This window comes from Nonomuraea longispora, from assembly GCF_004348345.1.
GTDB lineage: Bacteria > Actinomycetota > Actinomycetes > Streptosporangiales > Streptosporangiaceae > Nonomuraea > Nonomuraea longispora.
In genome coordinates this window covers 1-22,596 of the sequence record NZ_SMJZ01000026.1, presented here as the reverse complement: position 1 = coordinate 22,596, position 22,596 = coordinate 1, and the positions used below count along the sequence as shown (strand labels likewise).

Genomic DNA, 22,596 nt, shown 5'->3' with positions numbered 1-22,596 from the left:
GCGAAGCCCCCGCGTGGAGCGTCGTCCACGCGGGGGCTTTCGCATGGGCCGGCGACGCCGCGGCTCCCGGGGAGCTGTGCGAATGGCCCATGTGGTCGCCGAACGGGCCGAGCCCGGGCGATGGAGTCCGGCTACGCCGTCGTCATTCCGGGCACTCCCGGGGGCCGATGCTCTGCCCCGCGCCGAGGACGGTGACCTGGGTGGGGTTCTCCGGCGCCAGGGCGGCGGCCGTGCACACGATCTGGTCGACGGCCAGTGCGGACAGTTCGCCGGCCGGAGTGGACAGGGTCACCACCAGGTGGCCGTCCGGCTTGACGGTCACCGAGAACGGGCCGGCTTCGCCCGGGACGTCGGTGGTGAACCCGCGCGCCTGTTCCTTTCCGGTGGGTCCGGCTGCCAGCAGCGCGAGCGTGTCGGCTTTGAACAGGGGACGATGACGGGGCCGGGGCCGCGTCACCGCGTCGAGCCGGCCGTTCTTGACCAGGTAGAGGGTGATCGTCGCGGTGGGTGCGACGCCTCCGCTCGGCGGGTCGCCGGCCGGGATGACGTCGCTGGGCCGCACGCCGCAGCCGGCCACGGCGACGAACGACACGAGGCCCGCGGCGAGCACGCGGCAGGCGAGCCAGGCCTTCACTCGGAGCCTCCGTTCGGATCGGGTGGCCGGCGTGGCAGCCGCAGCGTGAAGACGGCGCCGCCGTCCGGGGCGTTGGTGACGGTGAGGTCGCCTCGGTGCAGGCGGGCGTTCTCCCGTGCGATGGCCAGGCCGAGGCCGCTGCCCTCGGATCTGGCCCTGGCCGCGCTGGCCTTGTAGAAGCGGTCGAACACGTGCGGCAACACCGCTTCGTCCAGCCCCGGTCCGTGGTCGCGGACCTCGACAGCGATCCAGTCCTGGCCGGCGCGGAGCCGTACCGACACCGGTGGCTCGCCGTGCCGCAGGGCGTTGCCGACCAGGTTCGCGAGGATGACGTCCACCCGGCGCGGGTCCAGCCGCGCCGTCACCTCGGAGGCGAGTTCGGTGTGCACCCGCTCCGGCCAGCCCCGGGTACGCAGGGTCGCGCGCACCAGCTCGGCCACGTCGACCTCGTTCAGTGCGAGGGCCGCGACGCCGGAGTCGAACCTGCTGATCTCGATGAGGTCGTTCACCAGTCCGGTGAGGTTGAGCGTCTCCTGGCTGACCAGTCTGGCGGCCCTGCCGGCGGGCTCGGGCAGCCCGTCCGCCTCCTCGTCGAGGATGTCGGCGACCGCGGTGAGCGCGGCCAGCGGGGTGCGCAGCTCGTGGGAAACGTCGGCCACGAACCGGCGGGCGTCGGCCTCCATCTCGCGCAGCTGCATGACGTGCCGTTCCAGCTCCGCCGCGGTGTTGTTGAACGTGCGCGCCACGTCGGCCAGCTCGTCGGAGCCGCGCATCTCGATCCTGACCCGCAGCTCGCCCTCGCCCAGCAGGCGTGCCGCCCGACCGAGCTCGCGCACCGGCCGCAGCACGCCACGGGTGGCCAGCAGTGCCAGGACGACCGCGAACGCCAGCGCCGCCCCGCCGGTGAGCCAGGCGCGTGCGGCGAGCTCGTTGATGCTGCGCTGTTCGGAAAGCAGGCTGCGAACGGTGTAGACCTCGATGCCGGACACCCGCGGTGCCTGGCCCCGTTCGGCGATCAGCAACGGCGCGCCGATGACCAGGAAGGGGGCGCCATGCCACTCCACGCGTTGCCACGCCATGACGCCGCCGGCCACGGTATGCCGTAGCTTCGGGGGAATGTCACCGGCGTCCAGGGGCGGCGCGTTCGGTAGCCCGCCCGGCTGCCACTGCACCCCGTGGTAGACGGCGATCGTGTGGGTGTCCTCGTCGATCAGGCTGCGGGCGATCCCGCCGAGCTCGGCGGGGCCCGGCGTCGCGGTGGGCAAGGGGAAGAGCGCCTCCAGGCGGCTCCTCATCGTGTTCACCGCGGCATCCTGGGTTCTCTCCAGGATGGCGTTGCGAGCCTCGACGTACATCCCGCCGGCCACCGCCGCCGCGGTGACCACACACAGCAGCGCGAACGCGGACAACAACCGGGTACGCAGCCCCGGACTCGGCCGAAGTGCCACCGGCGGCTCACACCGGCCCGAAACGGTAGCCGAACCCGCGCACCGTCTGCACGTAGACAGGCGCCGCCGAGTCGTCCTCGATCTTCGCGCGCAGCCGCTGCACGCACGCGTCCACCAGACGCGAGTCGCCGAAATACCCGTGCTCCCACACCGACTCCAGCAACTGCTGGCGGCTGTGCACCCGGCCCGGCGTGCCGGAGAGTTCGAGCAGGAGGCGCAGCTCCGTCGGGGCGAGGCCGACCGGCACGCCGCGGTGGGTGACCACCAGCCCGGCCCGATCGATGGTCAGGTCCCCGTGCCGCTCCAGCTCCGCCTGGTCCCGGCCGATCCGCCGCAGCACCGCGCGGATGCGGGCCTCGAGCACTCTGGGCTGCACCGGCTTGACCACGTAGTCGTCGGCGCCCGCCTCCAGCCCGGCCACCACGTCGATGTCGTCGCCCCGCGCGGTCAGCATGATGATCGGGACGTTCCCGGAGGCCCGCATGCGCCGGCAGACCTCGAACCCGTCGATGCCCGGCAACATCAGATCGAGCACGACGACGTCGGGAAGGTCCATGCGCAGCCGGTCCAGCCCCTGCTCGCCGGACTCCACCGCGCGCACCCGGTGCCCGTGCCGGGTCAGGGCCAGCTCAAGTCCCTCCCGCACGGCCAGGTCATCCTCGATCAACAACACTCGCGACACGCCGCCGAGTTTCACCGCACGCTCCCCGTAGCTCGCTCGCCGGTCAATCCATCCACTGTCGGCCCGTCGTGTCCCCGCCTCGTCCGCGCCGTGTCATGGTCGTGTCACGGTCACACCGACGGTGGCCGCCGTCGAGAAACGATGACAGGCGGCGGACAACGCACGCATATTCGGCGCCAAGCGTAGTCGCCATGAACGAACCACGTACCATCCCACCTCGGCCCCGCGACCGGCTGTTCGCCGCGGTCACGCTGGTGCTCGCCGTTCTGCTGCTGCCCGCGGCGTCCGTCCGCCGTCCCGGCCGCGCTCGCGAACTGGCGTGCACGTGGGCGTTACGGATGCGCTTCCCGGCCGAGGACCTCACCGGGCTCACCGACGGCACCCTGGCGGCGTTCACCGCGGCCCGTACCGAGGCGCTCTGGTGTCACGGCCAGTTGCTCGGCCTCACCTCGGGCTACCGCGATCCCCTCGTCCAGCAGCACATGTTCGACGAGGAGGTGCGCCGGTCCGGCTCCCCGGCCTCGGCACGCATGCTCGTGCTGCCGGCGGCGGAGTCCAGCCACGTCAAGGGCATCGCGCTGGACGTGCGCCCCCACGAAGGCGCGCGCTGGCTGGAGGAAAACGGCGCCCGCTACGACCTCTACCGCATCTACGACAACGAGTGGTGGCACTTCGAGTACCGCCCGGACCGCGGCGGCACACCACCACCCCGCCGGCCCCATCCCGGCCTGGGCTGACGGGGGACCAGCCGTGGCCCACCGGGGTGCGGCGCGGGGACGTTGACGGGTTCGCGCCCGCTAAGGGCGTTCGGAGAAGGGGCAAGAAATATGTCATCGGGACTGCTGGGGCGGCGCCTGCAAGCCGCGCGGGAGACGGCGTTCGTGGGGCGGAAGGAGGAGCTCGCGGCTTTCCAGGCGGCGTTGTACGGCGGCCGCAGCGTCCTGTACGTGCACGGTCCCGGCGGCGTCGGGAAGTCGGCCTTGTTGCGGCGGTTCGCCGGCGAGGCCGCGGCGGCGGGGCGGCCGGTGTCCCTGGTGGACGGGCTCATGCCGGCTCCGGCGGGCTCCGAGGCCGAGCCGGTGCTTCGTGATGCGGACGCGGTGTTGCTGGTCGACAACGTCGAACGTGTGCGGGGCTGGGAGGAGTGGCTGCGTGAGCGGTTCCTGCCGCGGGTGCCCATGGGGGCGCTGGTGGTGGTCGCGGGGCGATGTCCGCCGGACATGCGGTGGCAGGCGGATCCGGGATGGGCGGGGGCGCTGGAGGTGCTGCCGCTGCGTGGTCTGCGGGCCGGGGACGCGCAGGCTCTGCTGGACTCCCGCGGGGTGCCGGCCGGGCTGCGTGAACCGCTGCTGGCCTTCGCCGGCGGTCATCCGATGGCGCTGCTGCTGGGGGCGGCCGTGGCGGTGAAGGACGGCGGGGCCGGCAGGCGGTGGACGCCGAACCAGGACGTGGTGGCCACGTTGCTGGATCAGCTGGTGGGCGAGCTGCCGTCGGCGGCGCATCGGCATGCTCTGGAGGTCTGCGCGCACGCGCACATGACGACGGAAGACCTGCTGCGGGCGGCCCTGCCGGACGACGCCGCGGCGTTGTTCCAGTGGTTGCGGCGGTTGCCGTTCGTGGAGTCGTGCGGTCTCGGGCTGTTCCCGCATCACGTGGTGCGCGAGGTGGTGGAGGCGGACCTGCGCTGGCGCGATCCCGAGGGGTACGCGGCGATGAACGGCCGCATCCACGCCCACCTGGCGGAGAAGGTGCGCACGGCGAACGACGCGGACGTGCCCGGCGCGGTGGTGGCGCTGCTCTACCTGCGTCGCGGCAAAGGAGCGCCGGCCGGTTCGCACCGCTGCCGCGAGGAGGACGAGTTCCAGGAGGACGTGCTGCGCGAGGAGGACGTCGGCACGCTGGTCCGGGTGGCGACCGCGGCGGGGGGCGCGGCGTCCGCGGACTGCGCCGCCTTCTGGGCGCAGCGGCAGCCGGAGGCGTTCCGGCTGTACCGGCGGATCGCCACGGGCGAGCCCGTGGCGTTCTCCGCGTGGTTGCGGCTGGAGGAGCTCGACGAGGAGGAGTCGGCGGCCGATCCCGCCGTGGCCGCCGCGTGGGCGCACGCGCGGGCCACCACGCCGTTGCGCGCCGGTGAACACCTGGCGGTCGGCCGGCTGTGGGCGCTGCCGCCGTATCGCGAGCACTCGCCGCTGTCGGAGGTGATGCGGGGGCGGATGATCGCCACCTGTCTGCGGGCCGAGCGCCTGGCATGGTCATATATCGCGCTACGGCATCCGGACCAGGCATGGGCGGAGCATCTACGGCAGTACGGGATGCGTACCCTCTCCGAGAGGCTGGGCGAAGACGGCTACACCCTGTTCGTTCATGACTGGCGCGCGGTGCCGGCGCAGGCCTGGCTGGAGCGCATGAACCACCCGCCCGGCGGCCCGAGCGCCGCCACGGCGGAACTGGAGGTGTTGTCGCAGGCGCAGTTCGTCGAGGCGGTGCGCAAGGCGTTGCGCCGGCTGTCGCGGCCGGACGCGCTGGCCGCCTCCCCGCTGACGCGCACCAGGCTGGTCGCCGAGCGGGCCGGGCAGGATCCTGCCGCGGCGCTGGGCGACGTGCTCCGCCAGGCGATCGGCGAGTTGCGTGAGGATCCGCGTGCGGTCAAGTTCCACCGGGCGCTGTCCGTCACGTTCCTCCGCGGGACTCCTACCCAGGCGCTGGCCGCGGAACGGCTCGGGCTGCCTTTCACCACCTACCGCCGCCATCTGGCCGCGGGCGTCGAACGCGTCTGCGCCTGCCTGTGGCGGCGGGAACTGTACGGCGACGGAGCGCCGGCGTACCCGTCCACCTGATCCGCCGCATCGTGGCCACACCCGGTCAGCCGGCGAGTGCGAAGGCGGCCGCCGCCTCCGCGTGCAGCCGAGCGCTCGGCAGCACCGGGATGGCGCTGTCCTTCTCGCCGACCAGCAGTTCGATCTCCGTGCAGCCGAGGATGACGGCTTCGGCCCCGTCGTCCGCGAGATCATCGATGATCCGGGCGTACGCGTCCCTGGACGATTCCCGGAGCACGCCGCGCACCAGTTCGTCGAAGATCACGCGGTGGACCAGTTCGCGCTGCTCACGCCGCGGGACGACCACGTCGAGGCCGTGAGCGGCCAGCCGGTCGCGGTAGAAGGGCTGCTCCATGGTGAACCGGGTGCCCAGCAGGCCGACCCTGCGCATGCCCCTGGCGCGGATCTCGGCGCCCAGCGCGTCGGTGATGTGCAGCACGGGCACGCTCACGGCCCGCTCCACGTCGTCGCCCACCCGGCTGAAGGTGTTGCTGCAGATGAGCAGGAGGCCGGCACCGAGATCCGCCAGTTTCCCGCCGGCGCCGGTCAGCAACGTGCTCACCTCGTCCCAGCGGTCGGCGAAGATGAGGTCCTCGACGGTCGTATAGTCGACCGACCAGATGAGGCTGTTGGCGGAATGGCTGCCGCCGAGTCGCTCGCGTACCCGCTGGTTGATGATCTGGTAGTAGATCACCGTCGATTCCCAGCTCAATCCGCCGATGAGACCGATAGTGCGCATGAAACCTCGCTTCGCCTGCTCGTTCTGAAGGCCAGAAAATGGATTGCCGGACGATGCCCACGTCCGCGCCGCGACCGGTCAGGCGCCGGCCAGCGCGCGGGCGCACGCACCGAGCCCGATCTCGCTGGAGGCCTTGACGAGCACCACGTCTCCCGGTTCGAGCAGCGCGGTGGCCAGGCTGAGGGCTTCGGCCACGTCCTCGACGGTGTGGACGGCCATCTCCGGGTTCGACGACTCCGCCGCCTGAGCCATCGCGAGCGGATCCCCTGCTCCGACCGCGATCAGCACGTCGAAGTGGAGGTCGGCGACGAGCCGGCCCATCTCGGCGTGCCGGGCGCGCGAGGCCTCCGCCTGCTGCCCCATCGCGCCGAGCACGGCGACGGTACGACGTGCGCCCGCCAGGGCCTTCACCGCCCGCAACCCGGCCCGCATGGAGTCGGGGCTGGCGTTGTAGGCGTCGTTGACGATGGTGACGCCGTCAGGTCGTTCGGCGATTTCCAACCGGCCCGCTGAGCGCCGCCGTGCGGCGCTCAGCCCGCCGGCGATCTCGGCGGCGTCCAGGCCCAGCACGGTGGCGACGGCGGCGGCGGCCACGGCGTTGCTCACCTGGTGCTCACCTATGAGGTCGAGCTCGACCGGGGCGCGGCCGGAGGGCGTCACCAGCTCGAACGCGGTCCGCGCCCCGTCGGTCATCCGCACGTTCCCCGCTCGCACCTGTGCCTCCGCCGACCGGCCGTACCACAGGATTTGCGCCCTGGTACGGCCGGCCATCCCCCTGACGTACGGGTCGTCGGCGTTGAGCAGCGCGAACCCGTCCGCCGGGAGCGCCTCGACCAGCTCGCCCTTGGCCTCGGCCACGTCGGCGGGCCCGGCTCCCATGCGCTCCACGTGTGCGGTGCCGACGTTGAGCACCAGCCCGACCCGCGGCGGCGCGATCCCGGTCAGATACGTCAGGTCGCCCTTCCTGCCCGCGCCCATCTCCAGCACCAGGTACCGGGTGGTGGCATCGGCGCGCAGCACGGTGAGCGGCAGCCCGAGCTCGTTGTTGAACGACCTGTCGGTGGCGACCGTCGCGGCGTGCCTTTCGAGCACCTGGGCGAGCAGGTCCTTGGTGGTGGTCTTGCCCACGGAGCCGGTCAGGCCGATCACGACCGGGCTGATGTGTTCGAGCAGGTGCCTGGCCAGCAGGCCGAGCGCGATCTGCACGTCCTCGACCACGAGGGCGGGCACACCGACGGGCCTAGAGGCCAGCACGGCGACGGCGCCGCCCGCTATGGCGCCGGGCGCGTATTCGTGACCGTCGACGTTGGCGCCGGCCGCCGCGGCGAACAGGCCGCCGGGCAGCACCTCGCGGGAGTCGACCGCCGAGGGCGCCGTCACCGTCGCCTGCGGGTCGCGCACGTCGTGGAGGCTCCCGCCGACGACCCGCGCGATCTCGTTCAGCGTCATGGGGATCACGGGCGCCTCCTGGCGAACGCCAGGTCGATGAGGCGGTGCAGCAGGTCCGGGTACGGGACGTCGCTGGCGGCCCAGGCCCTGGCGTAGACGGAACGGGAGGTGAAACCGGGCATGGTGTTGATCTCCAGCACGTACAGGCGCCCCGTGTCCTCCTCGTAGAGGAAGTCGACACGGGACAGGCCGTAGCCGCCGATCGCCCGGAACGCGCGCAGGGCCAGCTCGCGTACGTCCTCGGCCACGTGTTCCGGCAGCGCGGCAGGGATGGTGGCGATCTCGGCCCCGCTGAGGTATTTCGCCTCGTAGTCGAGCCAGTCGCCGGGCACGATGAGCTCGCCGGGCACCGATGCGTCCGGCGCGTCATGGCCGCCGAGCACGCCGCAGACGATCTCGCGCGCCGTCACGCCCTGCTCGACGACGACCATCCGGTCGTAGGTCAGCGCCAGGTCCACGCCCGCGCGCAGCTCCTCCATGGAGGTGACACGCGAGATGCCGATGGAGGAGCCCATGCCGGCCGGTTTGACGTACATCGGCCAGTCGAGCGACTTCACCAGACCCAGGGGGTCGGTGGTGCCGCGCCACTCATGCTCGGTGAACCACACATGGGGAGTGACCGGAATGTCCTCCGCCAGGAACGCGCGCCGCATCGCGACCTTGTCCATGCCCACGGCCGAGGCCAGCACGCCGCAGCCCACGTACGGGATGCCCAGCGTCTCCAGGAATCCCTGGACGACGCCGTCCTCCCCGAACGGCCCGTGCAGCACGGGGAAGACCACGTCCGCCAGATCAGGTCGCGGCTCCACCGGCCATCTGCCCTGCCGGTCGATGATGACGGCGACGGGCTCGTACAGGTCTTTGGGCAGAGCGTCGAGCACGGCCTGCGCCGACTGCAGCGACACCTCATGCTCGGCCGACGGCCCGCCCGCCAGCACGGCCACGCGCACGCGTTCACTCACGATCGATCAGCCTTTCCCACGGCAGGACCAGCCCGCCGAGTGTCGGCTCTTCGCGTGACCGGTTACCAGGCCATTCGCTGTCCGCTTTGCTGCCGATCGGGGGGTGACGGGCCGGTTCGACACGCTCGGCCCGCCCGTCAGAGCCGTGTGCCTGCCTGCCCTCCGCGGCTGAGATGTTGTCTGCGGGCTTGCGAGGGCGGCTCTGATGCCGGTTTGTCCTGGAGCGGGCGGTAGGCGCTCAGCGGCATGATGAACCGTTCAGAGGGCCGTGAATTCGTCAATCCGGCCCGGTGTGACGGACCGTGCCTCTAACATGACGTTCCCTGCAAGATCCGCGCGTCGAGAGCTCCGCCGGATGCGGTCGTTGCCCGATTGTTCAGTGCCGAGGTGTTTCGCCACCGAAAGTAGTACTACACTGTGTAGAGCTTCGCCTTGGTGCGACTGCTCCCCCGGGAGTAGTACGAAGTCAACCCAGGGCGGACGCGCTCGCCACCCGTCGGCAGGCATGCTCACAGGGTTCGCACGTCCGAGGCGGGCGACGGGAAGACACAACGCAAGCCTGGAGGAAACCGATGCGCCTGCGTCACGATGACGGAACGCTCGTTCACCTCGCCTACAACGCAGGCGTCCACCCCGCTGAGGACCTGGAGAACCTGATCGCCCATCTGACCCGCTACGCCGTGCCCGTGCGCAAGCGGCTGGGGGTCGAGCGCATGGGCATCGGGCTGTGGTTGTCGCCGGCCGTCGCCGACCACCTGACGGCCGACCGCATCGAGCTCGTACGCCTGCGACGCTCCCTGGAGGAGCGCGGCCTCGAGGTCGTCAGCCTCAACGGCACGGGGGGACGCAACCAGGACGTGCCCGGCCCCGACTGGGCCAAGCCCGAGCGCTACCGCTACACGATGGCCCTGGCCAAGATTCTGGCGTTCCTGCTTCCCGACGACGTACGGTTCGGGAGCATTTCCACCATACCGATCGGTTGGCGCCGCGACTGGCCCGCCGACCTGCACTCCATCGCCACCCGCCGGCTCGAACGGCTGGCGCGCGAGCTGCGCGGCATCTACAGCGTGACCGGCAAGACGATCAGGGTCGGGTTCGAGCCGTGGCCCGGGTGCGTGCTTGAGACGACCGAGCAGGCGCTGGAGCGGGTGTGCGGCATCGACTCCGAGCACCTGGGCGTGTGCCTGGACGCCTGCCACCTGGCCGGCGGAGCGGAGGAGGCGGGCGTGGCGCTCAAGGGGCTGGCCGAGGCCGGCGCGCCGGTGGTCAAGCTGGGGCACGTACACAGCCACACGGGGGAGACGCCGAGCAGCACGGGCGCCGTGTTGCACGACACGCTGACGGCGATGTTGTCGGGGGCGGTCAGCGGGAGCGCGCACATCGAGGTGGAGACGCACAACCTGATGGTGCCTGGGCGGGCCAAGGGGCCGGGGGCGCTGGTGTCGCTGCTCGCCGACGAGCTGGCCTGGGCCCGTACGAACCTGACCAGCCTGGGCCTGCAGCTCGCCGCCTAGCGCCCGCCCGGACGCGGCTCGGCGTTCCTCGACGTCGTCTCCGAGCGGCGGCGGGCCTACGACCGGGAAGCGCGCGGATCGCCCGGTCCGCCGGTCAGAGGGAGCCGAACCAGCCCGGGGTGTCCAGGCGCCAGAGGCCGTCCGGGGTGAGCCTGCGCAGGTCGGCTTCGAGGGCGTGCAGCCGGTCCTCACCGAGTTCGTCCGCCCAGCGGGCGCGCAGGTCGTCGAAGATGCGGGCCGAGCGGGTCAGCGCGTCCATACCGTACGGCGTGAGCCGGGTGATCTTGCGCCGGGTGTCGTGCGAGTCGGTGGTGCGTTCGACGTAGCCAAGGCGTTCGAGGGTGTCGATGGTCTTGCCCGCGGCCTGTTTGGAGACGCCGAGCATGCGGCCCAGTTCGACGGCGGTGGTGCCGCGCGGGCCGATCGCCTGCATGACGAACCCGTGCATGGGCCGCAGGTCCGGGTGACCTTGGCGGGCCAGCTCGTCGTGCAGCTCGTCGATCAGCACCCTGAAGGCGAGCAGCAGGCGGAGCGGAAGTTCGAAGCCGGGGGCGTCACTTGACATGTTAGACAACCTGATTGACTATATGGACAACTTGGTTGCCTATCCTAGGAGGTTGAGGGCGTGACTGTCATTCGTGACGCCGAGGCGCGGCGGACGCGGACCCCTGCCGGGGTCATGACGACATTCGCCTCGCCGGCGCAGGGAGGGGCCTCGCGGGCGATGTGGCGCGTGGACGTCGAGCCGGGCACGTGCGGGCCCGTACACGACTTCGACAGCGAGCAGGTGTGGAACTGGACGGCCGGAGCTGCCGTGGTCGAACTGGGCGGTGACCGGTTCGAGGTCGCGGCGGGCGACACCGTCGTCATGCCCCCGCGCACGGTGCGGCGCGTGCTCGCCGACCCCGGCAGCGGCTACACCGCCGTCGTCACCGCCCCGGCTGGTGCCAGGGCTCTCGCCGAGGACGGCGCCGACTACGGCGTTCCGCCGTGGATCGTCTGAGGAGGGTGATCACTATGGCCGTTGTCCGGTCCGCTGGTTCCCGCAGGATCGAGACGCCCAACGGCGTCATGACCACACTTGCCTCACCGTCGCAGGGAGGGGCTGAGCAGGCCGTGTGGCGGGTGGAGGCCCGTCCCGGCATGGTGGGGCCGGTGCACGCGTTCGACGCCGAGCTGGTGTGGACCTGGCTCGACGGCGCGGCCGTCGTCGATCTCGGTGACCAGCGGTACGAGGTTGGCCCCGGGGACACCATGGTGTTGCCCGCAGACGTGAGCAGGCAGATGTTCGCCGACGCCGAGCGAGGGTTCGTCTCCATCGTCGCGGCGCCTTCTGGGGCCCACGTCTACAACCCTGGCGGCGTGTCGGAACCGGACGCCTGCGACCTGGCACCCAAGGGCACGGAACGTACCGTCCCACCCTGGGCCCGCTGACAACCTCGCCCAGCGGCACCTCGCACCCGTCGTGCCGGTCAGGCGGCGCGTGGAGCCTTGACGCCGTTCCGCCAGGCGGCCGTCGCTCGGACAGCGGCCCGTCGCGCACCTCGGCGTGGCGGCGAGAGCGACCGTTCCGACGGCAGGTACACAGCGTCGTTCGGTGCGGCGGCTCGCAGCCAGGAGGCGGGTGTCTCCGGAAGCCGGGAGTCAGGAGTGGGGGAGGCGGTACGTGCCGTCGTCGAGAGGTTCGGCGAGGCCGTCGGCCACCAGCCCGTCCAGGGCGCGTTCGCGCTGCACCGCGTCGTCCCACACGGCGTCGAGCGCCGCCTTCGGGACCGGTCCGTGAGCTGACCGGAGCACGGCGAGAAGGCGGCCGCGGCACTGGCGGTCGGTGCCCGCGTACGTCTGGCCCTTTCGTGCGGGGCCGGAGTGTGGCGGCTTGCCGGCCAGCCGCCACGCGCACAGGTGGGTGATCGGGCAGTCGGCGCAGCGTGGCGCGCGGGCCGTGCAGACGAGGGCGCCGAGCTCCATCACCGCCACGCCCCAGCGGGGCGCGTCCAGCTCGGGCAGGAGTGCCTCCGCCAGCCGCCGCTCGGCCGCCGAGGTGGCCGTGGGCGGGTATTCCTCGGCGCGCAACGCCCGCGCGAACACCCTGCGCACGTTGGTGTCGAGCACGGGATGGCGGCCGCCGTAGGCGAAGCTGGCGACCGCGGCGGCGGTGTATTCGCCGATGCCGGGCAACGACAGCAGGGTCGCGTGGTCGGACGGCACCTCGCCGCCGTGCTCCTCCGTGACGGCCCTGGCGCACGCGTGCAGCCGCAGCGCCCTGCGTGGATAGCCGAGCCGGCCCCAGTGGCGTACGGCCTCGCCCGGCTGCTCGGCGGCCAGCGCCTTGGGCGTGGGCCAGCGGGCCATCCATTCGTGCCAGACGGGCAGGACGCGGGTGACCGGGGTCTGCTGGAGCATGATCTCGCTGACGAGCACACCCCACGGTGTGGCGTCGGCGGCACGCCACGGGAGGTCCCGGGCGTTGTCGGCGTACCAGTCGAGAACGGGGGCGTGCAGGAGGTTCGGCTCAACCACGCGGTCAAGCGTATGCCGAGTTCGCGGCCTTCGGCGTGTCGTCACTCTTCGTGGCTGGACAATTACCATGCTGAGCGTGGTGACTCCTCCGCTCCCTGAAGGGAGAGGCTTCTTGCCGAGTCGTTGGCACGGCCTGGCGAAGGGCGAGCCCTCACACACTGCTCGAGCGCGGCGGCCCGCTCGCTGGTGGGGCGCAACGGGGACGTGAGCGAGCGACCTGCGCACACACGCTTTCCGACTCTCACGACCGGCAAGGCAACGACCACAGGAACCGACCAGATCGGAAGGGAGGGAGCGCGGGGTCCTCCACCTGGTGAAGCAGGTGGGGAGCACCGCGCGAACCCGATGGACCCGGATTCGATGCGCGGCGACGGCGGTGACGTCTACTGGCGGCGTCGGATGAGCGTGCTGGTGGCGGTTCTCGTCGTGGTGGCCGTGGTGGCGTGGGCGTGCTCCAGCGGCGGCAGCGGACCGGGCCGTACGTCGAGCGCGCAGTCGTCACCGAGCCCCACGCCCAGCGTGGACCCGCTGCTGGCCGGGCTGCGTACGCTCGCTCTCGGCACGGCCAGCCCGTCGCCGACGCCGACGGCCACCACCACACCGACCCCCACCGCCGAGCAGAAACAGCCAGGTCAGCCCTGCGCCGAGGACGACCTGGTGCTGAGCCTCCAGATCGGCAAGGAGCAGATCTACGCCGGCGACGCCCGGCCCACCTTCCTGGTCACGCTGGTCAACACCGGGCCCGTGATGTGCACGGCCGACGTGGGGCCGCGGGCCATGGAGATCCGCATCACCTCGGGGGCGGACCGCATCTGGTCGAACGCCGACTGCGTGAGCGGATCGGGTACGGAGGTCGAGGAGCTCCAGCGGGGAGTGCCCCACGTGAGGTCAGTGGAATGGGACCGCCGCCGCTCCAGCGCCGACTGCCGGGCCACCTCGGCGACCGCTCTGCCGGGCACGTACGTGGCCACCGCGCGCATGGGCGAACTCCGCAGCGGCAAGGGCGTCTTCCACCTGCGTTAGTGCTGTGACCGGAAAGGTTCGCCTGGTTGGGGCAGGGACTGTCCGTCGACCGACTGCCACCAGCACCGCTGAGCGCGGCAATACGCAACCGGCTCTTCCCTGCCGCCCTGCCTGGAGACTCCACTCTGGTGCACCGGCCGCGGAGAGCTCGACGGCCTCCCTCGCAGACCTCATGAGGGTGGGAAAGCAGGCGATCGGACTGATCGAGCCCGCAGACGTACGTTCCCGGTCACAGCGCAGGCCGCGGAACTCCACACGCTTCCGGCCGGCACTCAGACATAACGTTCGAGGATGGAGGACTCGGCGAGGCGCGACAGGCCCTCGCGTACGCTGCGCGCCCGCGACTCCCCGACGCCGCCCACCGCCTGCAGGTCGTCGATGCTGGCGGCGAGCAGCTTCTGCAGCCCGCCGAAGTGGTTGACCAAACGGTCGACCACGGTGGCGGGCAGGCGGGGCACCTTGGCGAGCAGCCGGAACCCCCTGGGGCTCACCGGGGTCTCGAGCATGTCGGTGCCGTTGTGGCCGAGCACCTGGGCGACCACCGCGAGGTCGAGCAGTTCGTTGCCGGACAACTTGTCGAGGTCGTGCAGAGCCTCGACCAGGCGGCGCTGGCGGCGGCCGGCGGGCGCGGGGAGATAGTCGCGGATGACCAGCTCCCGCTCGGAGTCGACCCCGGCGACGAGCTCGTCGAGCTGCAGGGACAGCAGCCGGCCGTCGGTGCCCAGCTCGACGACGTAGCCCTTGATCTCGTCGGAGATGCGCCTGACCATTTCGAGGCGCTGGGCGACGGCGGCCACGTCGCGGACCGTGACCAGGTCTTCGATCTCCAGGGCCGACAGGGTGCCGGAGACCTCGTCGAGACGGTGTTTGTAACGTTCGAGCGTGGCAAGAGCCTGGTTGGCCTTCGACAGGATCGCCGCCGACTCCTCCAGGACATAGCGGATGCCGTCGAGGTAGAGGGCGATGATGCGCATCGACTTGCTGATGGCGATGATCGGCAGGCCGGTCTGCCGGGCGACGCGCTGGGCGGTGCGGTGGCGGGTGCCGGACTCGTCGGTGGGGATGGCGGGGTCGGGCACGAGGTGCACGGCAGCGCGCACGATCTTGTGGTCGCCGCTCACGACGATGGCGCCGTCCATCTTGGCCAGTTCGCGCAGCCGGGTGGCCGAGAAGTCGACGTCGAGCTCGAACCCGCCGCTGCAGACCTTGTCGACGACCCGGTTGTAGCCGAGCACAATCAGCCCGCCGGTCTGCCCGCGCAGGATGCGCTCCAGGCCGTCGCGCAGCGGAGTGCCCGGGGCCACAGCTGCCAGGGCTTCGCGACGACGGTCGTCAAGACTCCTATCCACCTGACCCCCGTGTCGATCGGTCACGCCCAGCTTAGCCTCGCTTATGTGACGTGTGTGAGTGCGTCCCAGACGTTCTCCGCCTGGACGACCTCGAAACCGGGGGCGAACGCCACCGGCCCCACGGGCACCAGAGCACGCTGCCCGTTACGGCGACGGCCGCCCTCTTCGAGGGATCCGGCGGGCACGAGGGCGCGCTTGAAACCCATCCTGGCCGCCTCGGACAGCCGCCTGCGGACGTCTTTGACCGGACGCAGCTCGCCCGCCAGGCCCACCTCGCCGAGCGCCACCAGACCGGCGGGCAGCGGCTTGTCTCCCGCGGCGCTGGCGACGGCCAGCATGACCGACAGGTCGATGGCGGGATCGGCCAGCTTGATGCCGCCCACGGTGGCGGTGAACACGTCGCACCCGCCCAGCCGGGCGTTGAGCCGGCGCTCCAGCACGGCGAGGATCATCTGCACGCGGTAGGTGTCGAGCCCCGACGACGTGCGCCTGGGCTGCTGGGCGTCGGTGCGGGCCACCAGGGCCTGAACCTCGGCGGGCAGCGGGCGGGTGCCCTCGACCGTGACGGTGACGCAGGTGCCGGGCACCGGCTCGCTGCGCCGCGAGACGAACAGACCGCTCGGGTCGGTGATGCCCTCGATGCCCCGCTCGTGCAGGTCGAAGCAGCCGACCTCGTCGGTGGGGCCGAACCGGTTTTTGATAGCGCGCACCATGCGGAGCCTGGAATGGCGGTCGCCCTCGAAGTTGAGCACGACGTCGACCAGGTGCTCGAGCGTACGCGGGCCGGCGATCGAGCCTTCCTTGGTGACGTGGCCGACGAGCACGGTCGCCATGTTGCGCTCCTTGGCGAGGCGCACGAGGTTGGCCGCCACCTCGCGGACCTGCGTGACCCCGCCGGGCACGCCGGTGGCCTGGGCGGAGCCCACCGTCTGCACCGAGTCGACCACCAGCATGGTCGGCTGCACCTTGTCCACGTGGGTGACCAGGGCCGACAGCTCGGTCTCCGCGGCGAGGTAGAGGCGGTCCTGGATGGCGCCGATGCGGTCGGCGCGCAGGCGCACCTGGGCCGCCGACTCCTCACCTGTCACGTAGAGGACCGTCTCCCGCTCGGCGACGCGGGCCGCGGCCTCCAGCAGGAGCGTGGACTTGCCGATGCCCGGCTCACCCGCCAGCAGCACCACCGCGCCCGGCACGAGGCCGCCGCCGAGCACCCGGTCGAGCTCGGCGACGCCGGTGGTGCGGGCGGCCGCCACCTCGGCCTTGACCTGGCCGATCGGCAGGGCGGGGGCGGTGGTGGCGCCGGCCTGGACGACGCTGACGCCCCGCGCGCCCTCCTCGTCGACCGTGCCCCACGCCTGGCACTCGCCGCACCGGCCGACCCACTTCGTGGTGCGCCAGCCGCACTCGGCGCAGCGGTATCCAGGTTTCGGGGCAGTCTTGGCCATGCGGAGCAGGCTAGCGGCAGGCACCGACAATCTTCGAGCCCCGCCCCGGGCGTCACACCGTCACCTCGCGGAACACCGTGGTCTGCGGCCCCATGACGGCGGTCTCGGCAGGCGGCTCGTAGCCCGGCACCACCGACAGGTCGTAGCCCCGTCCGAAGACCCGGACCCGTGTCGTCTCGCCGGCCCGCACCACGAGGGTGACCTCCAGCGGCCCGGAGGGCGCATGATAGGTGAAGCCGTTTCCGGTGCGCAGCTCTCTCCCGTCCACCACGAGCGGCCCCAGCCGTGACTCGACGCTGAGCCCGACGAGGGGTGTGCCTGCCGGGGTGAGCCGGAGGGTCAGAGTACGCCTGCCCGCGGCGCTCTCGTCCTTGAGCACGTCGAGGGCGGGCGCGCGGAGAGCGGCGGCCTTGGGGGCCGGCTCGGTCGCCCATCCGTCCTGGCCGAACCACCGCTTCCCGTCGTTGCCCGGCTCATCGGTGAGCCTGCCCCAGACGGCCTGCCCGCTGCCTTCGTCCATGGCGTAGGCCAGCCGGACCTGCCGCGGGTGCTCGGCGTCGAACCGGTCCACCGCCAGCCCGGCCACGATCAGCCCCACCGCGGTGACGGCCGCCGCCACAGGCAGGCCGCGTACGCGTACGCGATCGATGAGCGGCAGCAACAGCAGCAGCATGAGCGCGAAGTGCGGCGCCGCGAGCACCCCGCCGAACTGCAGTCCGATGTCCAGCGAGCCCACCGCGGTGCCCCCCAGCAGCATGACGGCGGGGGTCGACCCCAGGGTCAGCGCCAGCACCTGCCACCCGTCGCCGCGCACCCGCCGCGCCACCAGCCACCCCGCCGCCGCGAACAGCGCCGGCCAGGTCAGCGTGTGCGAGCCGCCGGGTGACAGCACGGCGAACAGCACGCCGAGCAGCGCCACCAGCAGCACCGACGAGGCGCCGTGCACGGCGAACCGGCGGGCGGCCAGCACGAGGGCGAGTGTGAGGACCAGCAGCCCCGCCTGGTAGAGCCACGGCCGGTAAGGGTCGCCCGCCAGCATGCCGGCGTATTCGGGCCTGATGAGCTGGAGCAGCGGCCACAGGCCGTAACCGGCCGCGGCCGTGACAGCCACCAGCACGAACGCGAGCCCGGCCGCCGCGAAGGTGCGCGGCACGGACGCCGTCTTGTTGTCGGGCGTGTGCGGCGCAGACGCCGTCCCATGTTCGGGCTTGTGCGACGTGGACGCCGTTCCGTCCATGGACGGTGGGCGGGAGCCGGTGCGTCGGCGCAGCACCCGGACCAGCACGCCCGCCAGCACCAGCGCGGCGCCCGCGACGACCGGCTCCAGCCAGGCCGGATAGCGGACCAGCAGCCCCGGGACGGTGAAGTAGACCAGCTCGTCGCCGGACTTCATCGAGGCCAGGTCGGTCTCCGCCAAGGCGCGTGTGAGGGCCAGCGAGTTGGCGCCCATCTGCTGCAACGATCCCTGGTCGAGGTGCGCGGGGTCGTCGAGGGGCGAGTGGTAGTAGGCCCCGCCTCCGACGAACGCCGAGTCGATCCCCAGCCAGCCCGCCCGGCCGAAGGCGTGGAAGTCGGTGTTGTTCGGCAACACGCTCATGACCGCGGCGAAGGCCGAGTCGGCCGACGGGTGCGGCGCGACGGAGCCGTACAGAGACATGAGGGGCGCGGCACCCGGCGAGGTGCGGAACGTCTGCACGGTGCCGCGGTTGCCGCGCGCCTCGTTGTTGAGCACCACCACGGTGCCCTCGCCGGCGAAGCCCTTCCTGGTGAAAGCCTCCGCGCCGAGCAGGCCGTCCTCCTCGCCGTCGGTGAGCAGGAAGACCACGTCGTTCCTCACCTTGTCAGGAAGAGCCCTGGCGACCTCGAGGATCGTGGCCACGCCCGCGCCGTCGTCGGAGGCGCCGGGGCTCGCGGCCACCGAATCGTAGTGGGCGGCGAGGACCACCTTGCCCGTCGGGTCGGTGCCTGGCCGGGTGGCGACGATGGTGCGCATCCGGCCCATGGGGACGGCGTCGTCGTAGTCGTCGAGGGGCAGGACGCCGACGCCTTCCTGCACGCGCACGTCCAGGCCGAGCTCACGCAGCTCTGCGATCAGATGGCCGCGCACGCGGGCGTGCTCGGCGGACCCGACCGGATGCGGCGCCCTGGCGATGATCTGGAGGTGCTCGTGCGCCCTGACGGCGCTGAAGGATCCTGCGGGCGCGTCGGCGGCGAGCGGCGCGGGGGGCGCGAGGTCGATGAGCGTGACCGCGAGCAGCGCCGCGAGCGCGAGGAGTCCGAGCAGAGCGTTGCGGGCCATGCGGCAACGGTAGGCTCCACGGCCAGCCCAGCGAATCAACCCGTGGGACGATCTCGCACGTCAGCCGAAGGGTTTACACCAGGCGCGTCTCCCCGACCCACGTCGGGCTCCGCGGCTTACGTCGGGCCCTTCCGCGACCCATGCCAGGCCCTCCGCGCCTCGTCGGGCTCTGCGGCTTACGTCGGGCTCCTCCGTGCCTTTGAGGGCGCGCAGATAGGCGTGGGGGGACCCGGCAACAGAACGGGCACAGGTCTTGGTGATCATGGCAGTCTCATCCGCCGAGCACGGACCACCCACCGCTGGGACGAACGCCCGAACCGCTGCCCATGACCTCTACAACGGGAACTCCCAGAGGTGGACCGGGTCGTTGTGAGCACTACTGATGATCACCGGGCGGCTGTCAAGATCGGCCACCCGCAGTCCGAACACCTCGCTGCCGTGCCCCTGGAGCGGCCGGCCCAGCAACCGGCGCTCGGCCAGGTCCCACACGCAGATGGCACCGTCCATCGCGCCGGTGGCGGCGAACGCACGACCGTACACGGTTCCCGCGGTCAGGCACCTGATTTCGCCCCCGGGCACGGTGAAGGGTTCGCCCCAACCGCTGGATTCGGGATCTCCCAGCACGAGGCTCTGCCCGCCCGCTGCGACCACCCACATACGACCGTCGACCGAGGCCAGGGCGAACTCGGTGGGCTTCTCCTCGAGGTCGTCGAATTCGACGAGGTGCCGCTCTTCCTCGACGTCCCACACCAGCACGCCACCATCCCGGCCGCCGGCCACCACGACCGGCCGGCCTGCCGACAGTCCCGCCGCGGCGGCGCTACTGGCGCCCGACTGGCATTCCAGCTCCTCAATGTCCACGAGAGAGTCATAAGGCGAGGGCTGCTCCGGCTCTGTCACCGAATCGTCCTCGTCGTCAAGGTCGCCATCGCCGTCACCCCAGTCCTCCGGCTCGGCATCGGACGGGTCCCACAACTGCACGCCCCAAGTTCCGACGAATCCCACGAGCAGTATCGAGCGATCACCGAAATCGGCCCTGACCACCGAGCCCGTGCCGCCCTCCTGTGCGCTCAGCCGAACCTTGCCTGTCTCCAGATCCCACATGGCGAAGCCTTGGTGGTCACCTCCGCCGCCGATCACGATCCGGCCGTCCACCACCGCAGCACCGATCGCAGTGAGGTCCGTGAGCGGGAAGCGCTCGTCCACGATGTCGAGCTCGTGATGTGTCCAGCGGTCGCTGGCCGGATCCCAGGTGCACGCACGCCGGTCTTGCCCGGGGCTGCCGACGAGGATCAACTTGCCGTCGAGAGTGACGAGATCGAAGTCCACGATCTCGTGGCACGACGGAGGCAGGCTGGAGATCAAGGGAGAGTGAACGGTCATGGCGAACATCCTGGCAACCTCCTCTGACAATCGGCTCGCCAACCGTCTGCTCAGCACACCGATCCGGACGGCGGCCAGCCGCCTATCCGCGCGACCCCTTAGACGGTGACTCATTTGGCCAGTCGGCGGTAGCAGAGGAGAGCCGCGGCGACGGCGACGAAGGACGCGAAGTGGTCGGCCCGACGTTCGTAGCGTCGGTGTAAGCGGCGGCAGCCCACCAGCCACGAGAAGGTCCTCTCACGACCCATCGGTGACGTCCCAGGCGCTGGCTGGACTCGATCCCACGGCGCGCGATGCGCGGGGTGATGCCGCGGACGCGCAGAAAGGTGCGCAGATGGGGGTAGCCGTAGCCCTTGTCGCCGTGGAGTTTGCCCCGTCGACGACGTCGGGGGCCACGTCGGGAGCGTACGGGCGGGATCGAGCGCACCAGCGGTTCCAGTGCCAGGCTGTCGTGGACATTGGCGGCGCTGATCGCGACAGCCAGGGGCAGACCGGTCCGCTCGGTGAAGTGGCGGTGCACCGTCTGCCAGGAGGCGCCGAACACCGGCGGCAACTGCCGTCAGGCGCACCCGGTGGTGGCCACGTACACGATCGCCGCAAGGACCACCCGATCGTCGACACGCCGCCGTCCACCACCTTGCGGTCGCGTCGGCGCCGGCGGGACCACCCGCTGGAACAACTCCCACAACTCATCAGGCACAAGCCGTCGAAGAAACGCATCCACGAACGAACTAACGATCAATCCCCAAATGAGTCACGGTCTTAGTCACTCAGGAGACAGAAGAGGCCGCTTCCGGTCTTCGGAAGCGGCCTTCTACCTGCGGTCCAACTGTCGGGGTGGCGGGATTTGAACCCACGACCTCTTCGTCCCGAACGAAGCGCGCTGCCAAGCTGCGCTACACCCCGGTCGCACGCCGTCGTGCACGTGCTTGAAAAAGTCTAGCGGACTCCCAAGGTGGTTGTGACCGCCTTTATCGTCGGGGCACCAGCGTCAGGAGGCTGGCCTCCGGGAAACAGGCGAACCGGGCCGGCGCGTACGGCGAGGTGCCGAGGCCGGCGGACACGTGCAGCCAGGCGGAATCGTGGCGACTCAGCCCCTTCACCCTGGCCCGGTCGATGCCGCAGTTGGTGACCAGGGCGCCGTAGAACGGGATGCAGAGCTGGCCTCCGTGGGTGTGGCCGGCCAGCAGGAGTTGGTAGCCGTCGTCGGCGAAGCGGGTCATGTTGCTCGGCTCGGGGGAGTGCATGACGCCCAGCCGCAGGTCGGCGTCGGCAGGTGCGGGGCCGGCCACGAGGTCGTAGCGGTCGCGGGAGATGTGGGAGTCGTGGATGCCCGCCACGGCCACGTCGAGGTCGCCCACCTTGACGCGGGCCGTGGTGTTGTTCATGTCGAGCCAGCCCTCGGACGTCATGCCGGCGCCCAGCTCTTCCCACGGCAGGTTGGGGACGCTCTGGCGGCGTTCGTTCCTGGACGTGCGCCACAGGTAGCGGGCCGGGTTTTTCGGCTGGGGGGCGTAGAGGTCGTTGGAGCCGTAGACGAACAGGCCCGGGCGGGACATCAGGGGCTCGAGGGCGTGCAGGAGGGCCGGCACGGCTTCCGGGTGCGCGATCGAGTCGCCGGTGTTGACGACCAGGTCGGGCTCCAGGGCGCCCAGCGAGCGCACCCACTTGATGAGCATCGAACGCCGAGGCGTCAGGTGCAGATCGGACAGGTGGAGGATGCGCACGGGACGCTGGCCGCGCTCCAGCACGGGTACGTCGAAACGGCGCAGGCGGAACGAGTTGCGCTCCACCACGGAGGCGTAACCCAGTCCGGCCAGGCCGAGACCGAGCATGGACAGTGGCACTGCGACGGCTTTCCTCACCCATTCATGATGCCTGACATCCGGCGCGGGGCGTTCGCGCAGGCGGCAAGATGGTGCGCATGAGCGCATTGAAAGACAAGCTGAAGGCCGATCTGACGGCTTCGCTGAAGGGCCGGGACGAGGTACGTCTCCGGACGATTCGGATGGCCCTGGCGGCGGTGAACGTCGAGGAGGTCTCCGGCAAGGAGTCCAGGGAGCTGACCGACGACGAGATCGTCAAGGTGTTGACCAAGGAGGCCAAGAAGCGGCGGGAGGCGGCGGAGGCGTTCCGTAACGCCGGGCGGTCCGAGCAGGCGCAGGCGGAGCTCGACGAGCAGGCGGTGCTGGAGGAGTATCTGCCTGCTCAGCTGTCGGACGACGAGCTGGCGGCGCTGGTCGACGCCGCGATCGCCGAGACCGGCGCGTCGGGGCCGCAGGCGATGGGGCAGGTCATGAAGGCCGTCAACCCGAAGGTCGCCGGGCGGGCCG

At 71.3% G+C, this 22,596-nt stretch carries 20 protein-coding genes, 1 tRNA gene and 1 pseudogene; 7 read left to right on the top strand and 15 right to left on the bottom strand.

The genetic code is table 11. The annotated features are described in order from the left end of the window. Window positions 1–142: 142 nt before the first annotated feature. Genes E1267_RS09875 through E1267_RS09865 form a run of 3 tightly spaced genes read right to left on the bottom strand, consistent with a single transcriptional unit; the run spans window position 143 to window position 2,764 of the window. Window positions 143–634 carry a GerMN domain-containing protein gene (locus E1267_RS09875; protein WP_132332021.1) on the bottom strand — a complete coding sequence of 164 codons (492 nt, stop codon included), beginning with the start codon at window positions 632–634 and terminating at the stop codon, window positions 143–145. Next, the gene (locus E1267_RS09870; protein WP_220449397.1) at window positions 631–2,082 is read right to left on the bottom strand and encodes a sensor histidine kinase; all 1,452 of its coding nucleotides are present in this window, start codon (window positions 2,080–2,082) and stop codon (window positions 631–633) included. Before E1267_RS09870 ends, E1267_RS09875 begins: the two co-directional genes overlap by 4 nt. Window positions 2,083–2,089: 7 nt before the next feature. Next, window positions 2,090–2,764: a response regulator transcription factor gene (locus E1267_RS09865; protein ID WP_165959535.1), complete on the bottom strand. Its 675-nt coding sequence runs from the start codon at window positions 2,762–2,764 to the stop codon at window positions 2,090–2,092. A 191-nt stretch (window positions 2,765–2,955) separates the two neighbouring features. On the opposite strand from E1267_RS09865, the gene vanY-N reads away from it, so the two are divergent. Further along, window positions 2,956–3,501, top strand: a complete 546-nt coding sequence (gene vanY-N / locus E1267_RS09860; RefSeq protein ID WP_132332017.1) for a D,D-peptidase/D,D-carboxypeptidase VanY-N — start codon at window positions 2,956–2,958, stop codon at window positions 3,499–3,501. 90 nt (window positions 3,502–3,591) lie between these two features. Further along, complete coding sequence (locus E1267_RS09855) at window positions 3,592–5,601, top strand: ATP-binding protein (RefSeq protein WP_132332015.1); 2,010 nt, start codon at window positions 3,592–3,594, stop codon at window positions 5,599–5,601. 25 nt (window positions 5,602–5,626) lie between these two features. Here E1267_RS09855 and E1267_RS09850 read toward each other — a convergent pair whose 3' ends face one another. The 3 genes from E1267_RS09850 to E1267_RS09840 all read right to left on the bottom strand — a co-directional run bounded on the left by E1267_RS09850 (window position 5,627) and on the right by E1267_RS09840 (window position 8,730). After that, window positions 5,627–6,319, bottom strand: coding sequence for an aspartate/glutamate racemase family protein (locus E1267_RS09850; protein WP_132332013.1), 693 nt, complete (start codon window positions 6,317–6,319; stop codon window positions 5,627–5,629). Between the two features lie 78 nt (window positions 6,320–6,397). After that, entirely contained in the window at window positions 6,398–7,768 is a 1,371-nt protein-coding gene (locus E1267_RS09845) for a UDP-N-acetylmuramoyl-tripeptide--D-alanyl-D-alanine ligase (protein ID WP_246063681.1), read from the bottom strand. Between the two features lie 5 nt (window positions 7,769–7,773). Next, on the bottom strand, window positions 7,774–8,730 hold the full coding sequence (locus E1267_RS09840) for a D-alanine--D-alanine ligase family protein (RefSeq protein WP_132332009.1): 957 nt from the start codon (window positions 8,728–8,730) through the stop codon (window positions 7,774–7,776). 572 nt (window positions 8,731–9,302) lie between these two features. Here E1267_RS09840 and E1267_RS09835 point away from each other — a divergent pair. Continuing rightward, complete coding sequence (locus E1267_RS09835; protein ID WP_132332007.1) at window positions 9,303–10,244, top strand: TIM barrel protein; 942 nt, start codon at window positions 9,303–9,305, stop codon at window positions 10,242–10,244. Between the two features lie 94 nt (window positions 10,245–10,338). Here E1267_RS09835 and E1267_RS09830 read toward each other — a convergent pair whose 3' ends face one another. Then, a complete protein-coding gene (locus E1267_RS09830) occupies window positions 10,339–10,809 on the bottom strand; it encodes a MarR family winged helix-turn-helix transcriptional regulator (protein ID WP_132332005.1) in 471 nt (156 codons plus the stop codon). Window positions 10,810–10,869: 60 nt separating this feature from the next. Here E1267_RS09830 and E1267_RS09825 point away from each other — a divergent pair, with 60 nt between their 5' ends. Both E1267_RS09825 and E1267_RS09820 read left to right on the top strand, forming a co-directional pair. Continuing rightward, window positions 10,870–11,247 carry a cupin domain-containing protein gene (locus E1267_RS09825; protein ID WP_132332003.1) on the top strand — a complete coding sequence of 126 codons (378 nt, stop codon included), beginning with the start codon at window positions 10,870–10,872 and terminating at the stop codon, window positions 11,245–11,247. 14 nt (window positions 11,248–11,261) lie between these two features. Further along, window positions 11,262–11,678 (top strand): cupin domain-containing protein, encoded by a 417-nt coding sequence (locus E1267_RS09820; protein ID WP_132332001.1) that lies wholly within the window; start codon window positions 11,262–11,264, stop codon window positions 11,676–11,678. Between the two features lie 210 nt (window positions 11,679–11,888). Here the strand turns inward: E1267_RS09820 and E1267_RS09815 are convergent, their stop codons facing one another. After that, complete coding sequence (locus E1267_RS09815; RefSeq protein ID WP_132331999.1) at window positions 11,889–12,764, bottom strand: HhH-GPD family protein; 876 nt, start codon at window positions 12,762–12,764, stop codon at window positions 11,889–11,891. 360 nt (window positions 12,765–13,124) lie between these two features. Here E1267_RS09815 and E1267_RS09810 point away from each other — a divergent pair, with 360 nt between their 5' ends. Next, window positions 13,125–13,787 (top strand): hypothetical protein, encoded by a 663-nt coding sequence (locus E1267_RS09810; RefSeq protein ID WP_246063674.1) that lies wholly within the window; start codon window positions 13,125–13,127, stop codon window positions 13,785–13,787. A 272-nt stretch (window positions 13,788–14,059) separates the two neighbouring features. On the opposite strand, the gene disA is transcribed toward E1267_RS09810, so the two are convergent. The 7 genes and pseudogenes from disA to E1267_RS09775 form a co-directional block, all read right to left on the bottom strand. Continuing rightward, window positions 14,060–15,136, bottom strand: coding sequence for a DNA integrity scanning diadenylate cyclase DisA (disA, locus tag E1267_RS09805; protein ID WP_132331995.1), 1,077 nt, complete (start codon window positions 15,134–15,136; stop codon window positions 14,060–14,062). A gap of 41 nt (window positions 15,137–15,177) precedes the next feature. Next, window positions 15,178–16,581, bottom strand: a complete 1,404-nt coding sequence (radA, locus tag E1267_RS09800; protein WP_132331993.1) for a DNA repair protein RadA — start codon at window positions 16,579–16,581, stop codon at window positions 15,178–15,180. 52 nt (window positions 16,582–16,633) lie between these two features. After that, window positions 16,634–18,880, bottom strand: a complete 2,247-nt coding sequence (locus tag E1267_RS09795) for a M28 family peptidase (protein WP_132331991.1) — start codon at window positions 18,878–18,880, stop codon at window positions 16,634–16,636. Between the two features lie 333 nt (window positions 18,881–19,213). After that, the gene (locus E1267_RS09790) at window positions 19,214–20,272 is read right to left on the bottom strand and encodes a WD40 repeat domain-containing protein (RefSeq protein WP_132331989.1); all 1,059 of its coding nucleotides are present in this window, start codon (window positions 20,270–20,272) and stop codon (window positions 19,214–19,216) included. 101 nt (window positions 20,273–20,373) lie between these two features. Continuing rightward, window positions 20,374–20,987 (bottom strand): annotated as a pseudogene (locus E1267_RS09785) (transposase). A gap of 108 nt (window positions 20,988–21,095) precedes the next feature. Continuing rightward, window positions 21,096–21,169 (bottom strand) — tRNA-Pro (locus E1267_RS09780). Between the two features lie 65 nt (window positions 21,170–21,234). Next, window positions 21,235–22,098: a metallophosphoesterase gene (locus E1267_RS09775; protein ID WP_132332074.1), complete on the bottom strand. Its 864-nt coding sequence runs from the start codon at window positions 22,096–22,098 to the stop codon at window positions 21,235–21,237. A gap of 89 nt (window positions 22,099–22,187) precedes the next feature. Between E1267_RS09775 and E1267_RS09770 the strand changes: the two genes are divergently transcribed. Further along, the coding region (locus E1267_RS09770; protein ID WP_132331987.1) for a GatB/YqeY domain-containing protein at window positions 22,188–22,596 on the top strand (409 nt) is incomplete at its 3' end.

Excerpts from the sequence above, each read along its gene's own strand:
- E1267_RS09790 (WP_132331989.1), bottom strand. The coding sequence starts at position 20,272 with ATGTTCGCCATGACCGTTCACTCTCCCTTGATCTCCAGCCTGCCTCCG.
- E1267_RS09810 (WP_246063674.1), top strand. The coding sequence starts at position 13,125 with ATGCGCGGCGACGGCGGTGACGTCTACTGGCGGCGTCGGATGAGCGTG.
- E1267_RS09835 (WP_132332007.1), top strand. The coding sequence starts at position 9,303 with ATGCGCCTGCGTCACGATGACGGAACGCTCGTTCACCTCGCCTACAAC.
- E1267_RS09850 (WP_132332013.1), bottom strand. The coding sequence starts at position 6,319 with ATGCGCACTATCGGTCTCATCGGCGGATTGAGCTGGGAATCGACGGTG.
- E1267_RS09775 (WP_132332074.1), bottom strand. The coding sequence starts at position 22,098 with ATGCTCGGTCTCGGCCTGGCCGGACTGGGTTACGCCTCCGTGGTGGAG.
- E1267_RS09845 (WP_246063681.1), bottom strand. The coding sequence starts at position 7,768 with ATGACGCTGAACGAGATCGCGCGGGTCGTCGGCGGGAGCCTCCACGAC.
- E1267_RS09795 (WP_132331991.1), bottom strand. The coding sequence starts at position 18,880 with ATGGCCCGCAACGCTCTGCTCGGACTCCTCGCGCTCGCGGCGCTGCTC.
- radA (WP_132331993.1), bottom strand. The coding sequence starts at position 16,581 with ATGGCCAAGACTGCCCCGAAACCTGGATACCGCTGCGCCGAGTGCGGC.
- vanY-N (WP_132332017.1), top strand. The coding sequence starts at position 2,956 with ATGAACGAACCACGTACCATCCCACCTCGGCCCCGCGACCGGCTGTTC.
- E1267_RS09820 (WP_132332001.1), top strand. The coding sequence starts at position 11,262 with ATGGCCGTTGTCCGGTCCGCTGGTTCCCGCAGGATCGAGACGCCCAAC.
- E1267_RS09830 (WP_132332005.1), bottom strand. The coding sequence starts at position 10,809 with ATGTCAAGTGACGCCCCCGGCTTCGAACTTCCGCTCCGCCTGCTGCTC.
- E1267_RS09855 (WP_132332015.1), top strand. The coding sequence starts at position 3,592 with ATGTCATCGGGACTGCTGGGGCGGCGCCTGCAAGCCGCGCGGGAGACG.